The sequence below is a fragment of the Kitasatospora sp. NPDC086009 genome (assembly GCF_044540385.1).
Lineage (GTDB): Bacteria > Actinomycetota > Actinomycetes > Streptomycetales > Streptomycetaceae > Kitasatospora.
Map to the genome: position 1 here is coordinate 1 of NZ_JBITSA010000009.1, position 20958 is coordinate 20958.

Below are 20958 nucleotides of genomic sequence, written 5' to 3' on the forward strand. Positions count from 1 at the left end.
GGAGATGCGGTCGGCGAGGCGTTGGGCGGCGGCTTTGCCGTTCTGGGCGTCTTCGACGAGGGTGGCGATGCGGGCGAGTTGGGTGTCGGCGCCGATGTGGGTGGCTTCGACGACGAGGCGGCCGCCGGCGTTGAGGGTGGCGCCGGTGACGGTGTCGCCGACGGTGACCTCGACCGGGACGGACTCGCCGGTGAGCATCGAGGTGTCCACCGCGGAGGAGCCCTCGACCACGGTGCCGTCCGTCGCGATCTTCTCCCCCGGACGCACCACGAACCGCATCCCGGGGGTCAGCCGGTCCACCGGCAGCCGGACCTCGACGCCGCCGCGCAGCACCGCCACGTCCTTGGCACCCAGCCCGAGCAGGGCGTGCAGCGCGGCGCCGGCGCGGCGCTTGGAGCGGGCCTCCAGGTAGCGGCCGAAGAGGATCAGCACGGTGACCGCGGCGGCCGTCTCCAGGTACAGGGTGGAGGAGGCGTCGGTGGCGCCGATCGACAGCGAGAACTCGTGGCGCATGCCCGGCATCCCGGCCCGGCCCCAGAACAGGGCCCAGCACGACCAGCCGAAGGCGGCCAACGTGCCGAGCGAGACCAGGGTGTCCATGGTCGCGGCGCCGTGCTTCAGGTTGGTCCAGGCGGCCCGGTGGAACGGCAGCCCGCCGTAGACGACGACCGGGCCGGTGAGGGCGAAGGCCAGCCACTGCCAGTTGGCGAACTGCAGGGACGGGATCATCGACAGCATGACCACCGGCACGCTGAGGACGGCGCTGATCAGCAGCCGGTCCAGCAGCGGGTCGGCCGCGGGTTCCGCCGGGGCGGGGGCCGGCCCGGCGGGCGCGGCGGCCGGTTCGACGGCCGGCGGTGCGGGGAGCTCGGCGGTGTAGCCGGTGTTCTCGACGGTGCTGATGAGGTCGGCGACGCTCACCGCCGGTCCGAAGTCGATCCGGGCCTTCTCGGTCGCGTAGTTGACCGTGGCCTCGACGCCCTCCATCCGGTTGAGCTTCTTCTCGATCCGGGCCGCGCACGCTGCGCAGGTCATCCCGCCGATCGACAGCTCGACGCGGTCGCGTACCGGGGCGGTGCCGTCCTGGTCACGCGGGCCGCCCGGGCCGGCGGCGGTGGTGGCCGGGGTGGCGGTGCTCATGCTGATCAGCTCCTTGGGGAGGGCGTACGGCGGGGGCCGGGGCGAGCGGCCCCCGCCGCGCCGCGGGGCTCAGACGGACCGGCCGACCAGCTCGTAGCCGGCCTCGTCGACGGCCGCGCGGACCTGGTCGTCGTCGAGCGGGGCGGCGGAGGAGACCGTCACGGTGCCGGCCTTGGCGTCGGCCGCCACCTGGGTGACGCCGGCCAGCGCGGTGAGCTCCTTGCTGACCGAGCTCTCGCAGTGGCCGCAGCTCATGCCGGTCACGGTGTAGGTGATGGTGCTGGACATCGGGGCCTCCGGGAGGTCTGTTCGGCCGCGGGCGTGCGCCCGGGCTCCCACTCTTGATGACACCATACCCCTGCGGGGTATTCCCCGAAGGGGGTGGTGTGGTGCGGATCGCATCGGGGACGCGGTCCGACAGCAGAGCGTATGCGCCCGGATACGCTGCGCCCGAATCCGCGCCGCGCGGCGGGCGCGTCCGGGGCGGCCGCCTCCCGGGGGGTGCGGACGATGAGCGTCCGTTATGTTCGAGAGGTGTTCCCGATCCGCCGAGCCCAGTCGCCCGCGGCCCCCACCGCCACGGGACTGCCGCCGGAGCGGCGGCGCGGCGCGCTGCTGGCGGCCGACCTCCAGGACGTACCGCTCTGGCGCCGGGCGAGCCCCGCGCTGATCGCGATCGTCCTGGTCGGGCTGGCCGACCTGCTCTCCGGCAAGGACCGCTACCTCGCCCCGCTGATGACGGTCGTCCCCACCATCGCCGCGCTCACCCTGCGGCCGCTCGAACTGCTGATGGTCTGCCTGGTCGGCCTGTTCGCGGTCTTCGGCCTCAGCCACTACGACGAGGTCGACAACGTCAACGACGAGCGCTTCCTCTACGGCGCGATGGTCAGCTATCTGCTGCTCACCGTGTTCTCCGCCTGGGTGGCCAAGATCCGCATGCGGCGGGCCGCCGCCTTCGCGGCCGTCAGCTCCGTCGCGGAGGCCGCCCAGCGCGCGCTGCTGCGGCTGCCCGGACCGGTGGTCGGTCCGCTGCACCTGGCCGTGCGGTACGTGTCCGCCGCCGACGCCTCCCGGATCGGCGGGGACCTCTACTCCGTGCTGGAGACCCCGCACGGCACCCGGGTGGCGGTCGGCGACGTCCGCGGCAAGGGGCTCGGCGCGGTGCAGACCGCCGCCGTGGTGCTCGGCTCGTTCCGGGAGGCGGCCTACGACGAGGCCGGGCTGCGCGGGGTCGCGGCGCGGATCGAGGCCAGCGTCGAGCGGCACGCCCCGGACGGGGAGTTCACCACCGCGCTGTTCGCCGAGTTCCGGGTGCCGGGCGTGATGCAGCTGCTGCAGTACGGGCACGTCCCGCCGATCCGGGTGGACCACGACGGCGGCGCGCACGTGCTGCACGCGCCCGACCCGTGGGTGCCGCTCGGGCTGGGTCGGCTGGCCGTCGGCGAGCCGACCACCTGGGAACAGCCGTTCGGGCCGGAGGACGTGCTGGTGCTCTGCACCGACGGCGTGATCGAGGCCCGGCACCGCGAGAACGGCGACTTCTACCCGCTGGCGGAGCGGGTCGGCCCGCTGGTCCGGGGCGCGGCCCGCTCCGCGACGGAGCTGGAGGCGGCGGTCGGCCGGGTCTACGCCGACCTGCTGGAGCACACCGGCGGGGAGCTGCGCGACGACGCGCTGCTCCTGCTGATCTCCCGGACGGACCGGTAGGGCCGGGGCCGCTCCGGGGCTACTCCGCGCCGACCACCTCCGCCAGGGCGCGGAAGAGCAGGGCGGTGGAGGTGGCGCCCGGGTCCTGGTGGCCGACGCTGCGCGGGCCCAGGTAGGAGGCGCGGCCCTTGCGGGCCTGGAGCGGCACGGTGGCCAGCGCGCCCTGCTCGGCCGCGTCCGCCGCGGCCCCGACGGCCCGCGGCAGGTCGGCGCCGGCCGCCACCGCCTCGGCGTACGCGGCCAGCGCCGGGGTGTAGGCGTCGACGATGGTCTTGTCGCCCGGCTCCGCCTTGCCGAGGGCCTGGACCGCCCGCAGCCCCTCGGCCAGCGCCTCGCCGAAGGCGACCGGGTCGGCCGGCCCGGGCAGGGCGGCGCCCAGCGCGCGGAAGGCCTTGCCGTACAGCGGGCCGGAGGCGCCGCCGACCTTGGAGATCAGCGTGCTGCCCGTTTTGCTCAGGACCGCCCCCGGGCTGTCGGGGGCGAGCGAGTCCAGTGCGGTGAGCACGGCGGTGAAGCCGCGCCGCAGGTTGCTGCCGTGGTCGCCGTCGCCGATCGCGGAGTCCAGCTCGGTGAGCCGCCCCTGTTCCTCGTCGACCGCGGCCGCGATCGCGCGGACCCAGGCCTCGGCCAGTGCGGTGTCGAAGTCCATGGCCGTCCCTCCTCCGTCAGGCCCGCTTGAGGGCGGGGGTGTCCACCGGGGCGTCCCAGAGCTCCAGGAACCGGGCGTCGGCCTTGGTCAGGGTGAGCGAGAATCCCGCCATGTCCAGGCTGGTCACGTAGTTCCCGACCAGGCTGCGGGCCACCGTGATGCCGCGCTCGGCGAGCCGGGCGGCGACCTCGCCGAAGACGATGTACAGCTCCAGCAGCGGGGTGCCGCCGAGGCCGTTCAGCAGGGCGATCACCTCGTCGCCGGCGCTCAGGTGGTGGTCGGCGAGCACGGTCTCCACCACCTCGGCGGCGAGCTCACGGGCCGGGCGGAGCTTCTCGCGGCGGCGGCCGGGCTCGCCGTGGATGCCGACGCCGACCTCGATCTCGTCCTCCGGCAGGTCGAAGCCGGGCTTGCCGGCGGCCGGGGTGGTCGCGGCGGTCAGCGCGATCGCGAACGACCGGGAGGCCGCGTTGACCCGGGCGCCCATGGCGGTGACCTCCTCCAGCGCGGCGCCGCGCTCGGCCAGCGCGCCGGCGATCTTCTCCACCAGCACCGTCGCGCCGGTGCCCCGGCGGCCGGCCGTCCAGGTCGAGTCCTCGACCGCGACGTCGTCGTCGACCAGCACCGTGCGGACCTCGATGCCCTCCTCGGTGGCGAGCTCGGCGGCCAGCGCGAAGTTCATCACGTCGCCGGTGTAGTTCTTGACGACGAAGACCACCCCGGCGCCGGAGTCGACGGCCTTGGCGGCGGCCAGCATCTGGTCCGGCACCGGGGAGGTGAAGACCTCGCCGGGGCAGGCGGCGTCCAGCATCCCCGGGCCGACGAACCCGCCGTGCAGCGGTTCGTGGCCGGAGCCGCCGCCGGAGACCAGGGCGACCTTCGACGCCGCCGGGCGGACCGCGCGGGTGATCACCCGATGCGCGATGTCCACCGTCAACTCCCGGTGGGCGGCGGCGATTCCGGCCAGGGCGTCCTCCAGGACGCTCTCCGGGGTGTTGATCAGCTTCTTCACAGCGCTTCGCTCCCTCGGCAGACGGTGCTGCCCCGACGCTACGCCAGACGGGGGTGCCCGGCACGGGGTGCGACACGCCCCCGGGCGGCCCGCGGTACGACACGCGGGGCCGGCCGGCCCCCTCCCGCGGAGCGCCGGGGCGGTCGTAGGGTCGGCGGTATGAGCGACTACGTGGGCATCGTCCTGGTCTCGCACAGCGCACAGCTCGCCGCCGGGCTGCGGGAGCTGCTGGCGGAACTCGCCTCCGGTGCGGTGCGGGTGGTGGTGGCGGCCGGGACGGAGGACGGCGGGCTCGGGACCAGCTACGACCTGATCGCCCGGGCCGTCACGGAGGCGGACGGCGGGGCGGGCGTGGTGGTGCTGGCCGACCTCGGCAGCTCGGTGCTGACCGCCGTCACGCTGCTGGAGGACGAGCCGCGGCCCGGGGTGGTGCTGGTGGACGCCCCGTTCGTGGAGGGCGCGGTCGCGGCCGCGGTGACGGCCTCCACCGGGGCGGGCGTCACCGAGGTAGCCGCGGCGGCCGAGGAGGCGCGGGCGTTCCGCAAGCTGTAGCGGGCGGCCTGCGCGGCCGGCGCCGGTGCGCGGCCGGTCCTGGGCGCGCGGCCCGGCCCCGGCTACTTGGCGTCGGCGTAGCAGTCCACCACGGCGGTGGTGAGCGGGAACCGGACCGGGGTGTCCCCGAAGACCAGCCGGCGGGCCTCGTCGGCGGACTCGGCGACGGCGGCGGCCACCTCGTCGGCGAGGTTCGCCGGGGTGTGCACCACCACCTCGTCGTGCTGGAAGAACACCAGGTGCGGCCGGTCGTCCGGGCCGGTGGCGGGCAGCGCGTTCAGCCGGCGGCGCAGCGCCGCGAGCAGGGCGAGCGCCCAGTCGGCCGCACTGGCCTGGATCACGAAGTTGCGGGTGAAGCGGCCCCGGGCCCTCGCCGAGCGGCCGCCGGCCTCCCCGGCCGTCTCCGGCGCCTCGGTGAGGTCGAGCCAGTCGGCCGAGGGCGGCGGGCAGGCCCGGCCGAGCCGGGAGGCGACCACACCGCCGTCCTCGCCGGTCCGGGCGGCCGCCTCGACGTAGCCCATCGCGGCCGGGTAGCGCCGGCGCAGGGTGGCGAGGAGCACGCCGATGTCCCCGCTGGTCTGGCCGTACATGGCGCCGAGCAGACCGAGCTTGGCCTTGTCGCGGTCCCCCTGGAAGGCGGAGGCGGCCAGTGCCTCGTAGAGGTCCCCGCCGGCGGCGGTGCGGGCCAGGCCGGCGTCCTGGGAGAGCGCGGCCAGGACGCGGGGCTCCAGCTGGGCGGCGTCGGCGACGACCAGCAGCCAGCCCGGATCGGCCACCACGGCGCGGCGCAGGATGCGCGGGATCTGCAGCGCGCCGCCGCCCCGGCTGGCCCAGCGGCCCGAGACCACGCCGCCGACCACGTACTCGGGGCGGAACCGGCCGCCGCGGGCCCAGGCGTCCTGCCAGGCCCAGCCGTGCGCGGCGTGGATCCGGGAGAGCTCCTTGTAACGGATCATCAGCGCGGCGGCCGGGTGGTCCACCGCCTTCAGCTCCCAGGACCGGGTGGAGCCGAGCTGGACGCCCCGGTCGGCGAAGGCGCGCAGCACCTGGCTGTGCGAGTCGGGGTTGAACGGCCGGCCGCCGAGGGCCTCCTGGAGCTCGACGGCCAGCTCGGCGAGCAGTCTGGGCTGGGTGCCGGGGACGGTCGGACGGGGGCCGAGCAGCTCGGTGAGCAGCCGGTCGTGGACGTCGGTGCGCCAGGGCAGGCCGTCGTGCGCCATCTCGGCGGCCACCAGCGCGCCGGCCGACTCGGCGGCGACCAGCAGCCGGAACCGGGCGCGGTCACCCGGCTCGGCGATCGCGGCGAGCCGGCGCTGCTGCTCGGCGTGGACGGCCGCCACGGCGGCCAGCGCGTCGGCCCCGGGCGGGAGTTGCAGCCGGTCGGGGGCGAACAGGGTGTCCTGGCCGTCCCCGGAGTCGGCGGAGCCGGGCTCGGGCAGGTCGGCCGGGACGGGCCGCCCGTTCAGCCGGGCCCAGGCGGCGCCGAGCGAGCGGGGCGCGCCGAACCGGCCCTCGTACGCCAGCAGCAGGGCCTCGGTCAGCCGGAGGTCGTGGCAGCGGGCGAGCCGGTCGGGCAGCCGGGGGAGCAGCGGCGCGTAGGCGCTGTCGGCGGCCGCCCAGACCCAGCGCGGGTGCTCGGCGGCCTCCCGCTCGGCGACGGCGGCCGCGAGGTCCGCCACGGCGGCGGGCGGCCCGAGCGGGGCCCCGGCGTCGTCGAGGGGCAGCAGCCGGCCGCCGGGGCCGTGCGGGTCGGGGGCGAGGGCGATCCGGGGTGCCACGGGGGCTCCTCCTCTCGGGCGTACGGGCTGCGGACCTCGACGGTAACCGGTGGGTACGACAACCGGCGCAGGCGCGCGAGCCGATCCGTGCGCCCGTGCGCCGACGGTGCGCCGCCCGCCGGGCCGGACGCGTGTGCCCGGCCGTTGCCACGGCGTAGGGTCGGCGAAATGACCGAGAACCCGTTCTTCAAGCCCAGCACCCTGGTCTACGAACTGCCTCCCTTCGCCGAGATCCGGGAAGAGCACTACCTGCCCGCGTTCGAGCGCGGGATGGCCGAGCAGCTCGCCGAGATCGCCGAGATCGCCGCCAACCCGGAGCCGCCGACCTTCGACAACACCCTGATCGCGCTGGAGCGCTCGGGTGCGCTGCTGAAGCGGGTCCGGGCGGTCTTCGACAACCAGGTCTCCTCGGACACCACCCCGGGCGTGGACCGGCTGGACACCGAGATCAGCCCGAGGCTGGCGGCCCACCGGGACGCGATCCACCTGGACGCCGCGCTGTTCGCCCGGATCGAGGAGCTGCACGGGCGACGGGACGGGCTCGGCCTGGACGCGGAGTCGCGGCGGCTGCTGGAGCGCCGGCACACCGCCTTCGTCCGGGCCGGCGCCCGGCTCGGCGCCGCCGACCAGCGGCGGCTGCGCGGGCTGAACGCCGAACTGGCCGCCGGCGCCTCGGCGTTCCGCCGCAACGTGTCGGCGGACTCGAAGGCGCGGGCGCTGGTGCTGGACTCCGCGGTCGAGCTGGCCGGGCTCTCGCCGGACGCGATCGCCGGCGCGGCCGCGAACGCCCGGGCGCTCGGCCACGAGGGCAAGTACGTGCTGAACCTGAAGAACTTCTCCAACCAGACCGAGCTGGCCTTCCTCACCGACCGCTCGGTGCGCGAACGCCTGCTGGCGGCCTCGCTGGGCCGGGCGGCCGACGCCAACGGCCCGCTGGCGATCCGGATGTCCGCGCTGCGCGCCGAGCGGGCCCGGCTGCTGGGGTACGACACGCACGCGGCCCACGTGGTGGCGGACGAGACGGCCGGCACCGTCGAGGCGGTCGACGCGCTGCTGACCCGGCTGGTGCCGCCGGCGGTGGCCAACGCGCGGCGGGAGGCGGTCGAGCTCGCCGCGGCGGCGGCCGTCGACGGTGTCGAGGAGATCGCCGCGCACGACTGGGCGTACTACTCGGAGCTGGTCCGGCAGTCCTCCTACCAGGTGGACGCGGCCGCGCTGCGCCCGTACCTGGAGCTGGAGCGGGTGCTGCGCGACGGGGTCTTCTTCGCCGCGAACCTGGCCTACGGGGTGACCTTCACCGAGCGGCCGGACCTCCCGGCGTACCACCCGGACGTGCGGGTCTTCGAGGTGTTCGAGGAGGACGGCGGCTCGCTCGGCCTCTTCCTCGCGGACTTCCACGCCCGGGCGTCCAAGCGCGGCGGCGCCTGGATGGACGAACTGGTCACCCAGTCGCGGCTGCTGGGCCGGCGGCCGGTGGTGATGAACAACCTGAACGTGCCCCGCCCGGCCCCGGGCGAGCCGGTGCTGCTCTCCTGGGACGAGGTGCGCACGCTGTTCCACGAGTTCGGCCACGCGCTGCACGGGCTCTTCTCGGACGTGCGCTACCCGTACTTCGCCGGGACGGACGTGCCGCGGGACTTCGTGGAGTTCCCCTCGCAGGTCAACGAGATGTGGATGGTCCGGCCCGAGGTGCTGGCCAACTACGCGAAGCACCACGTGACCGGCGAGCCGCTGCCGGCCGAGTTGGTCGAGCGGATGGCGGCGGCCGACGGCTTCGGGCAGGGGTTCCGGACCGTGGAGTACCTGGCGGCGGCCCTGCTGGACCTGGCCTGGCACACCGTGGCGCCGGGCCAGGAGATCGCGGACGCCGAGGAGTTCGAGGCGCAGGCGCTGGCGAAGGCCGGGCTCGCGGTGGCGGCGATCCCGCCGCGCTACCGGACGGCGTACTTCTCGCACATCTTCGCCGGCGGGTACAGCGCGGGGTACTACGCGTACATCTGGTCCGAGGTGCTGGACGCGGAGACGGTGGACTGGTTCGAGGGGAACGGCCGGGGGGTGCGGGAGAGCGGCGAGGTGTTCCGCCGGGAGCTGCTCTCGCGCGGGGACAGCCGGGACCCGCTGGACTCCTTCCGGGCGGTGGTCGGGCGTGACCCGCGGACCGGGCCGCTGCTGGCCCGCCGCGGTCTGGCCTGAGCCGGTTCGAGCCCGCTAGGAGCCCGGTGCCGGGCCTCAGCGGGGCGTGACGGTCACCGTGACCGGGGTGCCCGGGCGGGTGTGCGGCAGGCGGATCCGGGCGGTGCCGGCCCGGCCGCCGGCCGGCTGGTCGACCTCGACCCGGGCCGCCGGCGTGACGGTGATCCGCGCACCGGCCGGGAAGGCGGCGGCGGGCAGCACCAGGTCGGTGGTCCGGCCGCTGCCGTCGGCGTTCCAGCGCACTACATGCCCGCCCGCCGCGGCGCCGGTGCGCACGGCCGTCCCGGCGACCGCCGCCGGGTAGGGGCCGAAGACCGGCTCGTCGCCGGGGGCGGGCCGGCCGGCCGGATCGAACGCGCAGTAGCCGCCGTTGCCCCGGCACCAGTACCACATCGTCCAGCCGGCGGCGAAGCCGTCCATGGCGGCGACCTGACGGCGGACCAGCTGGGAGTTGCCCGGGGTCCGCGCGTCCGGCGGGCCCCACTCGCCGACCAGGACCGGCAGGCGGTGGGCCGCGGGGTAGGCGGTGATCGCGGCGGTGTAGTTCTCGACGAAGCCGCCGGAGGGGTCCCAGTCGGCGCCGCCCTCGACCGCGGTGTCGTAGAAGTGCGGCGCGTAGCCGAGCCGGGGCGCGCCGGGGCGCGGGTCGCCGAAGCCGGGCAGCCGGGTGGAGACGCCCTGGCCGACCAGTACCGTCGGCTCGACGAACAGCCAGGCGCGGGAGTCCACGCGGCGCACGGCCCGGATCAGCCGGCGGTACATGTCGGCGAGCCGGCCCTCTTCGAGGGCGGCGGAGGAGGCGGCGAGCACGGCCGGGTCGGTCGGGTCGCCGTCCACCGGGCCGAACGGCTCGTTGAACAGGTCGTAGCCCAGCAGCGAGCGGTGGCCGCGCAGTTCGCGGGCCAGCCGGGTGTAGAAGTCGGCCTGCCAGGCGCGCAGGTCGGGGTCGTCGTAGAGGTGGCGGAAGGCCGCCTGGACGGCGGGCTGGAAGTAGCCGGCGAACCAGTCGTCCGGATCCGGGGTGAACGGAAGGCCGTCGTCGCGGGTGGCCCAGAGCGGGACGCCGCGGTCCCCGCCGCCGAACTTGGGCCCGTAGACGTCCTGGTGGAAGTCGACCAGGGCCAGCACGCCGTAGCGTTCGGCCCAGTCCAGCACCCGCTGCACGCGGTGCAGTTCGGTCGGGTCGAGGTGCCCGCGGACGGGCTCCAGCCTGGTCCAGGAGACGGCCACCCGGACCAGGGTGAAGCCCTGGGCGGCCAGGGACGCGACGTCCTGTTCGGTGGCCTCGGCGTACTTGTCGAGGTTGAAGCCGCGGAGCCGCAGCCGGCGGCCGGTGGCGTCGGTGAGGTCGGTGGTGCCGTCCGGCGCGGTGGCGGTGCCGGTGGGGAACCCGGCCCGGAACGGGGCCGGTGACCGGGAGGCGTCCGGCGACGCGGCCAGGGCGGGGGTGGGGGCGGCCAGGGCGGCGGTGGCGGCGAGTAGGAGGGCAACGGCGGTGCGGCGCAAGCGCATCGGTACCTCGCGGCATCTCGCGGAGCGTGGGGGTGGGGCCCGATGATGCCCGAACTGGCATGCACAGCACAAGAGTTCAGCTCGACGTCGGGTCCTGCGCCGGGGCCGGCAGGGCGGCGGTCGGCAGGTCGGCGGCGGCGGCCAGCCGGCCCCAGAGGAGGTCGGCGAGCGCCTGCACCATCCGGGTGCGCGAGCACGGTCTGGACTCCAGCCACCAGTCCCCGGCGGCCAGCACCATGCCGGTGATCCCCCGGCCCCAGGCCTCCGCGAGGAGTTCCCGGTCGGCCCCGAGGTCCACCTGGCTCTGCACGGCCCGGGTGATCTCCTCGGCGATCTGCCGCAGCGCCGGGGCGAGCGCGTTGCCGACGCCGGACGGGTCGCCGGGCTCGGGGTGGGTGAGCAGCCGGTAGACCTGCGGGCGGGCCTCGATCCCGGCGAGGTAGGTGTCCAGCACGTGCTCGACGCGGTCGCGGCGCTCCAGCGGTTCGCTCAGCGCGGCCCGTACGGCGGCCAGCAGACCGCTGGTGTGGCGCTCGGTCAGTGCCCGGATCAGACCGTTCCGGTCGCCGAAGTGGCGGTAGAGGATCGGCTTGGTGATCCCGGCCTCGGCCGCGATGGCGTTCATGCTGGCGCCCGGGCCCTCCCGCTGGACCACCCGGTCGGCGGCGTTGAGCAGCTGCTCCCGGCGGGGTGCGTCGGAGGGCGGCATGAGGTCTCCTGGCGGGTCGGGCCGACGGGGGTTGCGGCTGCGGGGTGGTGCGGGCGCGGTGCGGGCGGTCGGGCGGAGCGGTCGGGGGCGTACGGGGGCGTGGCGCGGGGCAGCGTGCCGCGGAGCTGCCCGGCGGGGGCGTCGACGGCCCCGGGGCGTTGACATTCCTACCTATGAGTAGCAGACTCCCCGCGATGTTACCCCCGGTAACACCTGTCCGACACCCCCACTGCCCCGCCCTTGCGTCCGCCGCCCCGCCGGGCGGCGAGGGGCCCCTTCGACCGGAGGCATCATGAGCACGTTCTCGCTGGACCCGGGTGCGGACCAGCTCGCCGTACGCGACTGGCTGCACGGCTTCGCCGCCGACGTGATGCGCCCCGCCGCGGCCGAGTGGGACGAGCGCGAGGAGACCCCCTGGCCGGTCATCCAGGAGGCCGCCAAGCTGGGGATCTACTCCCTGGACTTCTACGCCCAGCAGTACTTCGACCCCTCCGGGGTCGGCATCCCGATCGCCATGGAGGAGCTGTTCTGGGGCGACGCGGGCATCGGCCTCTCGATCGTCGGCACGACGCTGGCCGCCGTCGCCGTGCTCGCCAACGGCACCGACGAGCAGATCGGCACCTGGGCGCCGCAGATGTTCGGCACCCCGGACGACCTCAAGGTGGCCGCCTTCTGCTCCTCCGAGCCGGACGCCGGCTCCGACGTGTCCGCGCTGCGCACCCGGGCCGTCTACGACGAGGCCAAGGACGAGTGGGTGCTGAACGGCACCAAGACCTGGGCGACCAACGGCGGGATCGCCGCCGTCCACGTGGTGGTGGCCGCCGTCGACCCGGCGCTCGGAGCGCGCGGCCAGGCCTCCTTCGTGGTGCCGCCGGGCACGCCCGGGCTGAGCCAGGGCCAGAAGTTCAAGAAGCACGGCATCCGCGCCTCGCACACCGCCGAGGTGGTCCTGGACGGCGTCCGACTGCCGGGGCACTGCCTGCTCGGTGGCAAGGAGAAGCTGGACGAGCGGCTGGCCCGGGCCCGCGAGGGGGCCAAGCGCGGCGGCGGCCGGGGCAACGCGGCGATGGCCACCTTCGAGGCCTCCCGGCCGGCCGTCGGGGCGCAGGCGATCGGCATCGCCCGCGCCGCGTACGAGGTGGCGCTGGACTACGCGAAGACCCGGGTGCAGTTCGGCCGCCCGATCATCGACAACCAGGGCGTCGCCTTCCAGTTGGCGGACATGAAGACCCGGATCGACGCCGCCCGGCTGCTGGTCTGGCGGGCCTCCTGGATGGCGGCGAACAACCAGCCGTTCACCGCCGCCGAGGGCTCGATGTCCAAGCTCTACGCGGGCGAGACCGCCAAGTGGGTCACCGCGCAGGCGATGCAGATCCTCGGCGGCAACGGCTTCACCCGCGAGTACCCGGTCGAGCGGATGCACCGGGACAGCGCGATCTACTCGATCTTCGAGGGCACCAGCGAGATCCAGCGGCTGGTGATCGCCCGGGCGATCTCGGGGATGCCGATCCGCTGAGTGCGGCGGGGCCGGGCGGCGCGACCGGCGGGTGCGCCCGTGCGTCCGTCCGGCCCGGGCCGGTCAGAACCGGGGCGGCCGGCCCTCCAGGAAGGCGGCGAGACCCTCGCGGACGTCCGGGGCCTCCCGGGAGCGGCGCTCCCAGGGGTGCAGCGCCTCGGCGGCCCGCTCCGGCGGGACGGCCAGCGCGGCCTTGACCGCGCCGATGGTCTGCGACGAGCGGGTGGTCAGCAGCCGGGCGAACTCCAGCGCCCCGGCGTCGAGTTCGGCGCCCGGCAGGACCCGGTCGGCGAGACCGAGCGTGAGGCACTCCCGGCCGGTCACCAACTCGCCGGAGAAGAGCAGGTACTTGGCCCGCGACGGGCCCACCAGCCGGGCCAGCCGAAGGGTCGGCACCGCCGGGTAGACCACCCCGAGCTTGGCCGGGGTGATGCCCAGCCGGGCGTCCTCGGCGACGAACCGCAGGTCGCAGGCGACGGCCAGCTGACAGCCGCCGCCGACGCAGGCGCCGTGCACCACCGCGACGGTCGGATGCGGGAAGTCCGCCAGCGCCTCCTCGGCCGCGACGTTGACGGCGTGGTAGTCGTCGGCGCGGTCCGGGTCGGCGTAGATCCCGGACAGTTCGGCGATGTCCGCGCCGGCGCTGAAGGTGCCGCCCGCGCCGGTGACCAGCAGGGCCCGCAGGCCGGGCTGCTCGGCGAGCCGGAGCAGGACCTTCGGCAGGGCCTGCCAGATCGCCAGGGTGACGGCGTTGCGCCGGTGCGGCCGGGCGAACTCCAGCACCGCGACGCCGTCCTCGCCGGTGTAGGCGTGGAGGCCGTCGACGTGGGTGGGCAGCGGGGAGCGGTCCCGCGTGAGCAGCGGCTGGTCCATGCGCACCTCCGGAGTTCGTGGTGCGGACACTCTCTCAGGCGCGGCCGCGGCCCCGTCGGGCGGACCGTCCGCCGCCGGGCGGCGAACGGTCAGGCGGGCCGGGTGCCGTAGTCGCCGAGGCCGTGCTCGGCCAGGTCGAAGCTGCGCCGGGCGTTCTCCAGGGCCTCCGGCAGCACGTCGGCGGCCCGTTCGCCGGCCAGCATCCGGCGGTGGTTCTCGTTGGTCAGCGCCAGCCGGACGCTCATCAGCTGGGCGGCCGCGACCTGGGCCCGGAGCCGGTCGCCGGCCGGGTCCTGGGCGAGCAGCTCGGCGGCGAGCAGCTCGTTCGCCGCCCGGCCCCACGCGGTGGTCGCGCGCAGGGTCAATGCCGGTGTCCGGTGGATCAGGCGGATCACGTCGAGCACGAAGCGGTCGTCGCTCAGACCGGTGGCCGGGTCGAACCGCTCCAGGCCCGCCGCGAACCCGGCGCGCAGCGCGGCCACCGCCGAGACGCCCGGGGCACGGTCGCGGACCGCCTCGGCGGCCTCGCCGGTGTGCCGCTCCATCGGGCTCATGACCAGGTCTTCCTTGGACGGGAAGTAGTTGAAGACGGTCATCTTCGAGACGTCGGCCGCGGCGGCGATCTCGGCGACCGACACCTCGTCGAAGCCGCGCTCGGCGAAGAGGGCGATCGCGCTGTGCCAGATCCGACGGGCCGTCTGGCGCTTCTTGCGCTCGCGCAGGCTCAGTGCCGCGTCCGCGGCCGCCTCCACTGCCTCGGGCCCGGTGGTCGTGCTGCGCTCTGCCATGGCATGACTGTACCAGGATCAAAGATTGACCGGGCTTAATGATGGACTGTGGCGAACTATTGACTCCAGCAAACAATTGACCGGGTCAAAAATACCTGCCATGGTGAGGGCGTGCCGCCGAGCCGCACCTGTCCGGTGCGGTCCGGTCCGTAGCCGAATGCCCGAATTCCGCGATCCCCGGGGGGACTTCCCATGGCCGCCACCGCGCCGGCAGCAGCTCTGATGACGGAGCCCCAGCGCAAGCTGGGCATGCTGCTCTGCCTGATCACGATCGTCCTGGCGGTGCTCGACATGAACATCGTGTCGGCCGCCACCGTGCCGATCGTCCAGGACCTCGACCCCGTCCACGGCGTCGACCGACTGCCCTGGCTGGTGAGTGCCTTCGCCCTGGCGGCGACGGCGCTGCTGCCGCTCTACGGCAAGCTCTGCGACCTCTACGGTGCCAAGCGGGCGCTGCTGGGGGCGGTCGGCGTCTTCCTGCTCGGCTCGGCGCTCTGCGGAGCGGCCCAGTCGATGACCGAGCTGATCGCCTTCCGGGCGGTCCAGGGCATCGGCGGCGGCGGGCTGATGAGCGTGACGATGGTGGTGATGGCGCAGCTCAAGGACCCGGACGACGCCAAGGGCGGCGGTGGCGGCGTCGGCGGCATCGTGGGCGGCGCGGGCATGGCCGTGGGCCCGCTGATCGGCGCGCTCCTGGCGGACCACCTCGACTGGCGCTGGATCTTCTACATCAACCTGCCGCTCGGCCTGCTCGTCCTGGTCGGCTCCGCGCTCGTGCTCAAGCTTCCGCGTTCGGCCGGCCGGCGCGGCCTGGACTTCCTGGGCGCCGCCCTGGCGGCCGCGTTCGCCACCGGGCTGCTGCTGGTGACCGAGTGGGGCGGCAAGACCTACGCCTGGACGTCGCCGGAGATCCTCGGTCTGGCCGCCGCCACCCTCGCGGCCCTCGGCCTCTTCCTGTGGCGCCAGGCCACCGCCGCCGAGCCGGTCCTGCCGCTCTCGCTGTTCCGCATCCCGGAGATCCGGATCGGCTTCGCGGTGCAGGGGCTGGTCGGAATGGGCCTGATGGGCGCGATCATGTACGTGATGCTGTACCTGCAGGTGGCCCGCGGGGTCGCCGCGACCTCCGCCAGCCTCTATCTGATCCCGATGGCGCTCGGCATGACGGCGGTCGGTCTCGCGGCCAACCGGTTCGCCGCACGGGGCTGGTCGGTCCGGGCGATCCTGGCCTCCGGCGCCGCCTGCGCCACGGTCGCCCTGCTGCTGCTCGGGCTGAGCGGCCCGGACACCTCGCTCTGGCTGGTGCGGGCCGAGCTCGTCCTGCTGGGCCTCGGCCTCGGCCAGTTGATCGGCCGCCTCATCACCGTCGTCCAGGAGGCCGCCCCGGCCCACCAGCTGGGTGTCGCCACCACCGGTGTCCGGTTCTTCCAGACGCTCGGCAGCGCGCTGGGCGCCGCGCTCTTCGGCACCGTGCTGGCCCGGGTCTTCGACAGCGGCGAGCCCGGTACCGCGCTCGGTGCGGTGGGCCGGCTGACCGGCGCCGCCAGGACGCACGCGGTGCACAGCTTCATCGGCGCGGTGGACGTGGTGTTCCTCTCGGCGGCCGGGGTGATGGCGCTGGTCCTCGTCCTGGCCCTGCGGCTGCGCCCGCGCCCGGTGCCCGAGCCGGCGGCGCAGGGGCAGGCGTTGGCCGCCTGAGCGGGAGCGGTACGGGGTAGGAGTGGTGCGGCGCGGGAGTGGTGCGGCGCGGGGCCCGGTGGACGACCGTCCACCGGGCCCCGCGCTGTGCGCCGCCGTCAGCCGGTCGGCTGCCACTCGTGGGCGAGCAGCGACCAGATCTCGGAGTCCTGGTGGACGCCGTTGACCAGGTACGACTCCCGCATGACACCGTCCAGCCGCATGCCCAGCCGCTGCGCGAGCGAGCGGCTGCGGAGGTTGGTCGGGCTGGTGTGCCACTCCAGGCGGTGCAGGCCGCGGGTGGTGAACGCGTAGTCGACCAGGTGGCGGACGGCGGCGCCCACCAGGCCCCGGCCCTCGCCGGCGGGCTCCGTCCAGACGCCGATCTCGGCGACCCCGGCGACGGCGTCGAAGGAGACGAACATCGTGCCGCCGACCAGCGTGCCGTCCAGCCAGATGCCGTAGAGCCGGCCGGCGTCGGCGGCCTGCCGGTCGGCGTAGCCCTGCAGGGTGGCGCGGGCTGACGCCAGGTCGGTGGAGCGGTGGGCCCAGGTGATCCACGGGTTCATGTGGTCGCGGGCGCGGTCCATGTGGGTCAGGAACTCGGTGGCCTGCCACGGTTCCAGAGGGCGCAGTTCGGCACGGTCGGCGAGCGGGATGGCGAACATCGGCGGGCCTTTCGGGCGGGGCCGGGTGTGGGGGCGGGGCGCGGCCCGGCCGTTCCGGCATACATAACAAACGTTTGGTAGGTACCATACCGCTTATGACACCAGCCCGGGGAGACCATGAAGCCCGCCGCGAGGACGTCTCCGAGGCGGTCTGGCGGGTGCTCTCCTCGCGCGGCTTCGAGGGGCTGACGCTGCGTGCGGTGGCCGCCGAAATGGGCGCCTCCACCGGTTTGTTGACGCACTACTTCCCCAACAAGCGGGCGCTCGTGGCACACGCCCTCGACGTACTGGACCGGCGTTCCCAGCAGCGGCCGCGCCGGACCGCCCCGGCGGACGGCAGCCCGCCGCCGCCCGCCGGACTGCCCAGGCTGCGGGCGGCTCTGCTCGACATCCTTCCGCTGGACGGGGCCGGCACGGCCGGCAACCGGATCTGGGTCGGCTCCTGGGACGTCGCGCTGGCCGACCCGGAGCTGGCCGCCGCGCACGCGGCCCGCTACGGGCGGGCGCGGGCGCTGCTGGCCGAGTCGGTGGCCGCCGCGCAGCGGCTGGGGGAGCTGCCGGACGGCGTGGACGCCGGGCAGCTCGCCGCGGGGGCGCAGGCCTTCGCGCTGGGGCTGGTGGTGCAGGCGCTGTTCGCCCCGGCGGAGTTCCCGCCCGAGCGGCAGGTGGCGCTACTGGACGCCTATCTGGCGGGGCTGCCCGGAGCGGCCGCCGGCCAGGGTTGAGCGGAGCCGAGCGGGACTTCGCGGTGCTGAGCGGCGCTGAGCGGGGCTCCGCGGCGCCGGGGACGGCCCGCGGCCGCCGTCCGGAGCGGCACCGGAGGCGAGTGGCGCGGCGGCCCCGGGGGTGTTGTCTGATTCGCCCGTTGTTTCCGTTCGGGCCGTACGACCGGTTCGTACCGGTGTTTCCCCCGGTGTCGTTTCCGCCCCCGCCACGACACGCATTGTCACGGGCTATGCGCGTTCGGTACACGGGATTATCCGGCGGCCCGGCCGGGCAAAGCCCTCGCCGAGGGCGTGGCCTGCGGGAATTCGGTGCGGTGCCCCCAGCAGGATTCGAACCTGCGACCTACCGCTTAGAAGGCGGGTGCTCTATCCGCTGAGCTATGGGGGCGGGACGGACGGCGCCCTGATGGGCGTGACCGTTGCCGGGATCGGGCGACGAGCGCGCGGGGCGCCCGCTGTCCGGCCCCTGCCTGAGGGTGGGGTGGGGGTTGGCGGGGCCTTGCCCTGTCGGGGACAGGATAAGGGTGTCCAGAACCTCGGCCGGGTGTAACAACACCGTCGCGGGTGTGTCGGCTTCGGTGGAGCGGTCCGATAATCGCAGGTGACGGCCGTGCGTGCAGCGGTCTGGCCCGCTTCGGCGCCGGACGTTGTGCAGTCGTTACGGGGCTGCCGCCCCACCCGTTATGGATTCGGCACGGAGAAACTACCGGTCTCGGCGCGGGTGGGGGGCCGTATTCGGGTTCGTTCGGTCGGATGACGTGGGCGGACGGCCGGGCAGGCCACCCCTGGGGGTGCGCGGGTACGGCGGGAAGCGGGGCGTTTGTTGTCATGGCCCCGTAGAAGCCAGGCCGAAAGTAGGACCGGAAGGGCCGAAATTCACCCCTGTGAGTGACACCGGTTTTCCACAGGGCCGACTTGTCCACAGGATTTCCGATCTGCCTGGTGCGGATTTTCCGGGAAGCGCACTCTCAACTCGCGCCGGTCGATTCCGTACGGTGCATCCGGGAGAACGGAGCGTGTTCTGTGAACGAGACCCAGGTGACGGTCATCGGCAATGTCGCGACCGAGGTGAGCTGCACGCGGACGGCGGACGGGGTGGCGGTGGCCAACTTCCGGCTGGCGTCGACGGAGCGCCGGTACGACCGGCTGCGGGAGGCCTGGGTGGACGGCGAGACGCAGTGGGTGACGGTGACGGCCTGGCGGGCGCTGGCGGCTCATCTGATCGGCTCGCTGTCGAAGGGTGATCCGGTGGTGGTGAGCGGGCGGTTGAGGGTCCGGGAGTGGATGGACGGCGAGGCGCGGCGCAGCAGAGTCGAGATCGACGCCCGGTCGGTCGGGCACGACCTCAGTCGTGGCACCGCCGTCTTCACGTGGGGTGCGGCCTCGCGGGCGGAGCCGGCGGAGGGTCGGGAGGTGTCCGTGGGCGAGGCGGTACCGGGCTGGATCGCGGACGCACTGCAGGCGCGGAGGGCGGCGGTCGGCCCGCCGGTGGCACCCCTGTTGGCGGTCGCCGGGGTCGGGGCGCGGGTGGACGGCGGGGGAACGGAGAGTGACGCCCTGGCTTCTTCGGTCTGACCGTCGACCGTCTCAACTGTCGACAAATATGTTGATCGAGACGGTTGTTGTGCCCGCGCGTGCAAACACCGGACCGGTTAAGTGAAAGATCGGGAGTTTCTGGCTGATCGTCAGCTTGTGTGGGTGATGGGAGCATTGATAACGATACAGATACGGAATCGTCCTGATTTCGCATGGGGGTTTGCGCGCCTCCCTGGCTCAATAGGATTCGTCTGGTTCACACACGTGCAGCGGCGCCACAGGGGGCGCGGCAATGCAAGGCGGGCAGCCCATCGGCATGGCCCGGCCCGGAGGGATCCCAGATGTTCCAGAGGCAGGGGCGGAGTCTTCCGCGCATAACCACTGTCATGCTCACGACCAGCGTAGCGCTGGGCGGGAGCCTGCTCGCAGCCGGTGCGGCGGCTGCGGCCGACGCACCGGGTGCGGGCGTCACGGCGGTGATCCAGCCGACCATGCAGAGCGAGGAGATCGCCATCGAGGGCGGTCACTCCGTTCAGGGCGGTCTGTTCACCCTCAAGACGGCCAACGGCGAGCTTCGTACGTACTGCATCGACATCGACCACCCGGTCAACATCGAGAGCAGGGTCGAGTACCAGGAGTCGGACTGGAAGTCGAGCTCGCTCGGCCGCAAGGAGAAGGCTCAGGACGCCGCCAAGATCCGTTGGATCCTGGAGAACTCCTACCCGCAGGTCACCGACCTCAAGAAGCTGGCCGACGCGGCCGGCATCAAGGACGGTCAGCTCACCGCCGACGACGCCGCCGCGGGCACCCAGGCCGCGATCTGGAAGTTCTCCGACGGCAAGAACGCCACCCCGGTCGACGCGCAGGCCAAGAAGCTGCGCGACTACCTGGTCAGCGACGCCAACAAGGGCATCGCGGCCGAGCCCAAGCCCTCGCTGAGCCTCACTCCGGACTCGGTGTCGGGCAAGCCGGGCAACAAGCTCGGTCCGTTCACCATCAACACCAGCGCCTCCGAGGTGAAGCTCGCGCTCTCCGGCGACGCCGCGGACAAGGCGAAGCTGGTCGACAAGGACGGCAAGCCGGTCACCGGCCTGACCGGCCCGGTCGCCAAGGACACCCAGCTGTTCCTGGACGTGCCGGCCGGCACCCCGGACGGCACGGCCACGGTGACGGCCTCGGCCGAGACCGTCGTGCCCAACGGCCGGGTCTTCCTGAGCAAGGGCTACACCCCCGAGAAGCACAGCCAGACCATGATCCTGGCCGGCTCCACCAAGCTCAGCGTGGTGGACGCGGCCAAGGCCGCGTGGAAGGCCGGCAAGGGCCCGCTGCTGGACAGCAACGCCCAGGTCGAGTGCGACTCCAACGGCGTCCGCGTCAACGTCGCCAACGGCGGCGACGAGGCGGCCTCCGTGACCGTCGCACCGGGCAAGACGGTCACCGTCCAGCCCGGCAAGATGGAGAGCGTGCTGGTCCAGGTCAACGAGGACACCGCCTACGACATCAAGGTGACCGGCCCGAACGGCTTCACCAAGGAGTTCAAGGGCATCCTGGACTGCAAGGTCACCAGCGTGACCACGCCGACCGCCACCCCGTCGGCCGGCACCAGCGCCACGGCCACGGCCACGCCGACCCCGAGCGGTACCGGTACGCCGACCGCCGCTCCGTCCAGCTCCTCGGCGCACCCGGCCCCGGCCGCCAGCAGCCCGGCTCCCGGCACCACGGGCGGCCTGGCCGCCACCGGTGGTAACGACGCCACCCCGATCCTCGCCGCCGTCGCCGGTGGCCTGGTCGTGGCGGGCGGTGCCGCGGTCTTCGTCCTGCGCCGCCGCGGTCGCCACGGTCGCAGCGCCGCCTGAGGCAGCGCCGCACCGGTACTGAAGCAGTACTGAACGCAGTGAAGGGCGCCCGGCCTGCTCCGGCAGGGCG

General features: G+C 74.3%; 18 protein-coding genes and 1 tRNA gene. 8 read left to right on the plus strand and 11 right to left on the minus strand.

The features are described 5' to 3' along the window. Together ACIF6L_RS21755 and ACIF6L_RS21760 are read right to left on the minus strand one after the other, a co-directional pair. On the minus strand, positions 1 to 1140 hold a 1140-nt coding region (locus tag ACIF6L_RS21755; protein ID WP_396489843.1), incomplete at its 3' end, for a heavy metal translocating P-type ATPase. Positions 1141 to 1209: 69 nt separating this feature from the next. Beyond that, complete coding sequence (locus ACIF6L_RS21760) at positions 1210 to 1428, minus strand: cation transporter (RefSeq protein ID WP_329489908.1); 219 nt, start codon at positions 1426 to 1428, stop codon at positions 1210 to 1212. 246 nt (positions 1429 to 1674) lie between these two features. Here ACIF6L_RS21760 and ACIF6L_RS21765 point away from each other — a divergent pair, with 246 nt between their 5' ends. Further along, a complete protein-coding gene (locus ACIF6L_RS21765) occupies positions 1675 to 2847 on the plus strand; it encodes a PP2C family protein-serine/threonine phosphatase (RefSeq protein WP_396489845.1) in 1173 nt (390 codons plus the stop codon). Between the two features lie 19 nt (positions 2848 to 2866). Here the strand turns inward: ACIF6L_RS21765 and dhaL are convergent, their stop codons facing one another. Continuing rightward, positions 2867 to 3496 carry a dihydroxyacetone kinase subunit DhaL gene (gene dhaL / locus ACIF6L_RS21770; RefSeq protein ID WP_359834408.1) on the minus strand — a complete coding sequence of 210 codons (630 nt, stop codon included), beginning with the start codon at positions 3494 to 3496 and terminating at the stop codon, positions 2867 to 2869. Positions 3497 to 3512: 16 nt separating this feature from the next. Beyond that, positions 3513 to 4508 carry a dihydroxyacetone kinase subunit DhaK gene (dhaK, locus tag ACIF6L_RS21775; RefSeq protein ID WP_396489847.1) on the minus strand — a complete coding sequence of 332 codons (996 nt, stop codon included), beginning with the start codon at positions 4506 to 4508 and terminating at the stop codon, positions 3513 to 3515. 159 nt (positions 4509 to 4667) lie between these two features. Between dhaK and dhaM the strand changes: the two genes are divergently transcribed. Beyond that, on the plus strand, positions 4668 to 5060 hold the full coding sequence (dhaM, locus tag ACIF6L_RS21780; RefSeq protein ID WP_329489912.1) for a dihydroxyacetone kinase phosphoryl donor subunit DhaM: 393 nt from the start codon (positions 4668 to 4670) through the stop codon (positions 5058 to 5060). Positions 5061 to 5122: 62 nt separating this feature from the next. On the opposite strand, the gene ACIF6L_RS21785 is transcribed toward dhaM, so the two are convergent. Continuing rightward, complete coding sequence (locus ACIF6L_RS21785) at positions 5123 to 6838, minus strand: bifunctional 3'-5' exonuclease/DNA polymerase (protein ID WP_396489849.1); 1716 nt, start codon at positions 6836 to 6838, stop codon at positions 5123 to 5125. Between the two features lie 168 nt (positions 6839 to 7006). Here ACIF6L_RS21785 and ACIF6L_RS21790 point away from each other — a divergent pair, with 168 nt between their 5' ends. Then, positions 7007 to 9031, plus strand: coding sequence for a M3 family metallopeptidase (locus ACIF6L_RS21790; protein ID WP_396489851.1), 2025 nt, complete (start codon positions 7007 to 7009; stop codon positions 9029 to 9031). A 36-nt stretch (positions 9032 to 9067) separates the two neighbouring features. On the opposite strand, the gene ACIF6L_RS21795 is transcribed toward ACIF6L_RS21790, so the two are convergent. Together ACIF6L_RS21795 and ACIF6L_RS21800 are read right to left on the minus strand one after the other, a co-directional pair. Further along, positions 9068 to 10543, minus strand: coding sequence for a cellulase family glycosylhydrolase (locus ACIF6L_RS21795; RefSeq protein ID WP_396489853.1), 1476 nt, complete (start codon positions 10541 to 10543; stop codon positions 9068 to 9070). Positions 10544 to 10619: 76 nt separating this feature from the next. Next, positions 10620 to 11252, minus strand: a complete 633-nt coding sequence (locus ACIF6L_RS21800) for a TetR family transcriptional regulator (RefSeq protein ID WP_396489855.1) — start codon at positions 11250 to 11252, stop codon at positions 10620 to 10622. A gap of 292 nt (positions 11253 to 11544) precedes the next feature. On the opposite strand from ACIF6L_RS21800, the gene ACIF6L_RS21805 reads away from it, so the two are divergent. Continuing rightward, the gene (locus ACIF6L_RS21805) at positions 11545 to 12768 is read left to right on the plus strand and encodes an acyl-CoA dehydrogenase family protein (RefSeq protein ID WP_329489917.1); all 1224 of its coding nucleotides are present in this window, start codon (positions 11545 to 11547) and stop codon (positions 12766 to 12768) included. Between the two features lie 63 nt (positions 12769 to 12831). On the opposite strand, the gene ACIF6L_RS21810 is transcribed toward ACIF6L_RS21805, so the two are convergent. Further along, a complete protein-coding gene (locus ACIF6L_RS21810) occupies positions 12832 to 13641 on the minus strand; it encodes an enoyl-CoA hydratase/isomerase family protein (RefSeq protein WP_329489918.1) in 810 nt (269 codons plus the stop codon). A gap of 89 nt (positions 13642 to 13730) precedes the next feature. Continuing rightward, complete coding sequence (locus tag ACIF6L_RS21815) at positions 13731 to 14429, minus strand: TetR family transcriptional regulator (RefSeq protein WP_359810450.1); 699 nt, start codon at positions 14427 to 14429, stop codon at positions 13731 to 13733. A 222-nt stretch (positions 14430 to 14651) separates the two neighbouring features. Here ACIF6L_RS21815 and ACIF6L_RS21820 point away from each other — a divergent pair, with 222 nt between their 5' ends. After that, complete coding sequence (locus tag ACIF6L_RS21820; RefSeq protein ID WP_396489857.1) at positions 14652 to 16124, plus strand: MFS transporter; 1473 nt, start codon at positions 14652 to 14654, stop codon at positions 16122 to 16124. A 98-nt stretch (positions 16125 to 16222) separates the two neighbouring features. Here the strand turns inward: ACIF6L_RS21820 and ACIF6L_RS21825 are convergent, their stop codons facing one another. Next, the gene (locus tag ACIF6L_RS21825) at positions 16223 to 16771 is read right to left on the minus strand and encodes a GNAT family N-acetyltransferase (RefSeq protein WP_396489859.1); all 549 of its coding nucleotides are present in this window, start codon (positions 16769 to 16771) and stop codon (positions 16223 to 16225) included. 95 nt (positions 16772 to 16866) lie between these two features. On the opposite strand from ACIF6L_RS21825, the gene ACIF6L_RS21830 reads away from it, so the two are divergent. Next, positions 16867 to 17496 carry a TetR family transcriptional regulator C-terminal domain-containing protein gene (locus tag ACIF6L_RS21830; RefSeq protein WP_329489922.1) on the plus strand — a complete coding sequence of 210 codons (630 nt, stop codon included), beginning with the start codon at positions 16867 to 16869 and terminating at the stop codon, positions 17494 to 17496. A 315-nt stretch (positions 17497 to 17811) separates the two neighbouring features. On the opposite strand, the gene ACIF6L_RS21835 is transcribed toward ACIF6L_RS21830, so the two are convergent. Beyond that, a tRNA-Arg gene (locus ACIF6L_RS21835) sits at positions 17812 to 17884 on the minus strand. A gap of 635 nt (positions 17885 to 18519) precedes the next feature. On the opposite strand from ACIF6L_RS21835, the gene ACIF6L_RS21840 reads away from it, so the two are divergent. Beyond that, positions 18520 to 19071 carry a single-stranded DNA-binding protein gene (locus ACIF6L_RS21840; protein ID WP_352293828.1) on the plus strand — a complete coding sequence of 184 codons (552 nt, stop codon included), beginning with the start codon at positions 18520 to 18522 and terminating at the stop codon, positions 19069 to 19071. 347 nt (positions 19072 to 19418) lie between these two features. Next, complete coding sequence (locus tag ACIF6L_RS21845) at positions 19419 to 20888, plus strand: Cys-Gln thioester bond-forming surface protein (RefSeq protein WP_359834427.1); 1470 nt, start codon at positions 19419 to 19421, stop codon at positions 20886 to 20888. Positions 20889 to 20958: the final 70 nt, after the last annotated feature.

Bases quoted from the DNA above. Each gene is read 5' to 3' on its own strand.
- ACIF6L_RS21760 (WP_329489908.1), bottom strand. From the start codon at position 1,428: ATGTCCAGCACCATCACCTACACCGTGACCGGCATGAGCTGCGGCCAC.
- dhaL (WP_359834408.1), bottom strand. From the start codon at position 3,496: ATGGACTTCGACACCGCACTGGCCGAGGCCTGGGTCCGCGCGATCGCG.
- dhaM (WP_329489912.1), top strand. From the start codon at position 4,668: ATGAGCGACTACGTGGGCATCGTCCTGGTCTCGCACAGCGCACAGCTC.
- ACIF6L_RS21790 (WP_396489851.1), top strand. From the start codon at position 7,007: ATGACCGAGAACCCGTTCTTCAAGCCCAGCACCCTGGTCTACGAACTG.
- ACIF6L_RS21795 (WP_396489853.1), bottom strand. From the start codon at position 10,543: ATGCGCTTGCGCCGCACCGCCGTTGCCCTCCTACTCGCCGCCACCGCC.
- ACIF6L_RS21800 (WP_396489855.1), bottom strand. From the start codon at position 11,252: ATGCCGCCCTCCGACGCACCCCGCCGGGAGCAGCTGCTCAACGCCGCC.
- ACIF6L_RS21805 (WP_329489917.1), top strand. From the start codon at position 11,545: ATGAGCACGTTCTCGCTGGACCCGGGTGCGGACCAGCTCGCCGTACGC.
- ACIF6L_RS21810 (WP_329489918.1), bottom strand. From the start codon at position 13,641: ATGGACCAGCCGCTGCTCACGCGGGACCGCTCCCCGCTGCCCACCCAC.
- ACIF6L_RS21815 (WP_359810450.1), bottom strand. From the start codon at position 14,429: ATGGCAGAGCGCAGCACGACCACCGGGCCCGAGGCAGTGGAGGCGGCC.
- ACIF6L_RS21820 (WP_396489857.1), top strand. From the start codon at position 14,652: ATGACGGAGCCCCAGCGCAAGCTGGGCATGCTGCTCTGCCTGATCACG.
- ACIF6L_RS21825 (WP_396489859.1), bottom strand. From the start codon at position 16,771: ATGTTCGCCATCCCGCTCGCCGACCGTGCCGAACTGCGCCCTCTGGAA.
- ACIF6L_RS21830 (WP_329489922.1), top strand. From the start codon at position 16,867: ATGACACCAGCCCGGGGAGACCATGAAGCCCGCCGCGAGGACGTCTCC.
- ACIF6L_RS21845 (WP_359834427.1), top strand. From the start codon at position 19,419: ATGCTCACGACCAGCGTAGCGCTGGGCGGGAGCCTGCTCGCAGCCGGT.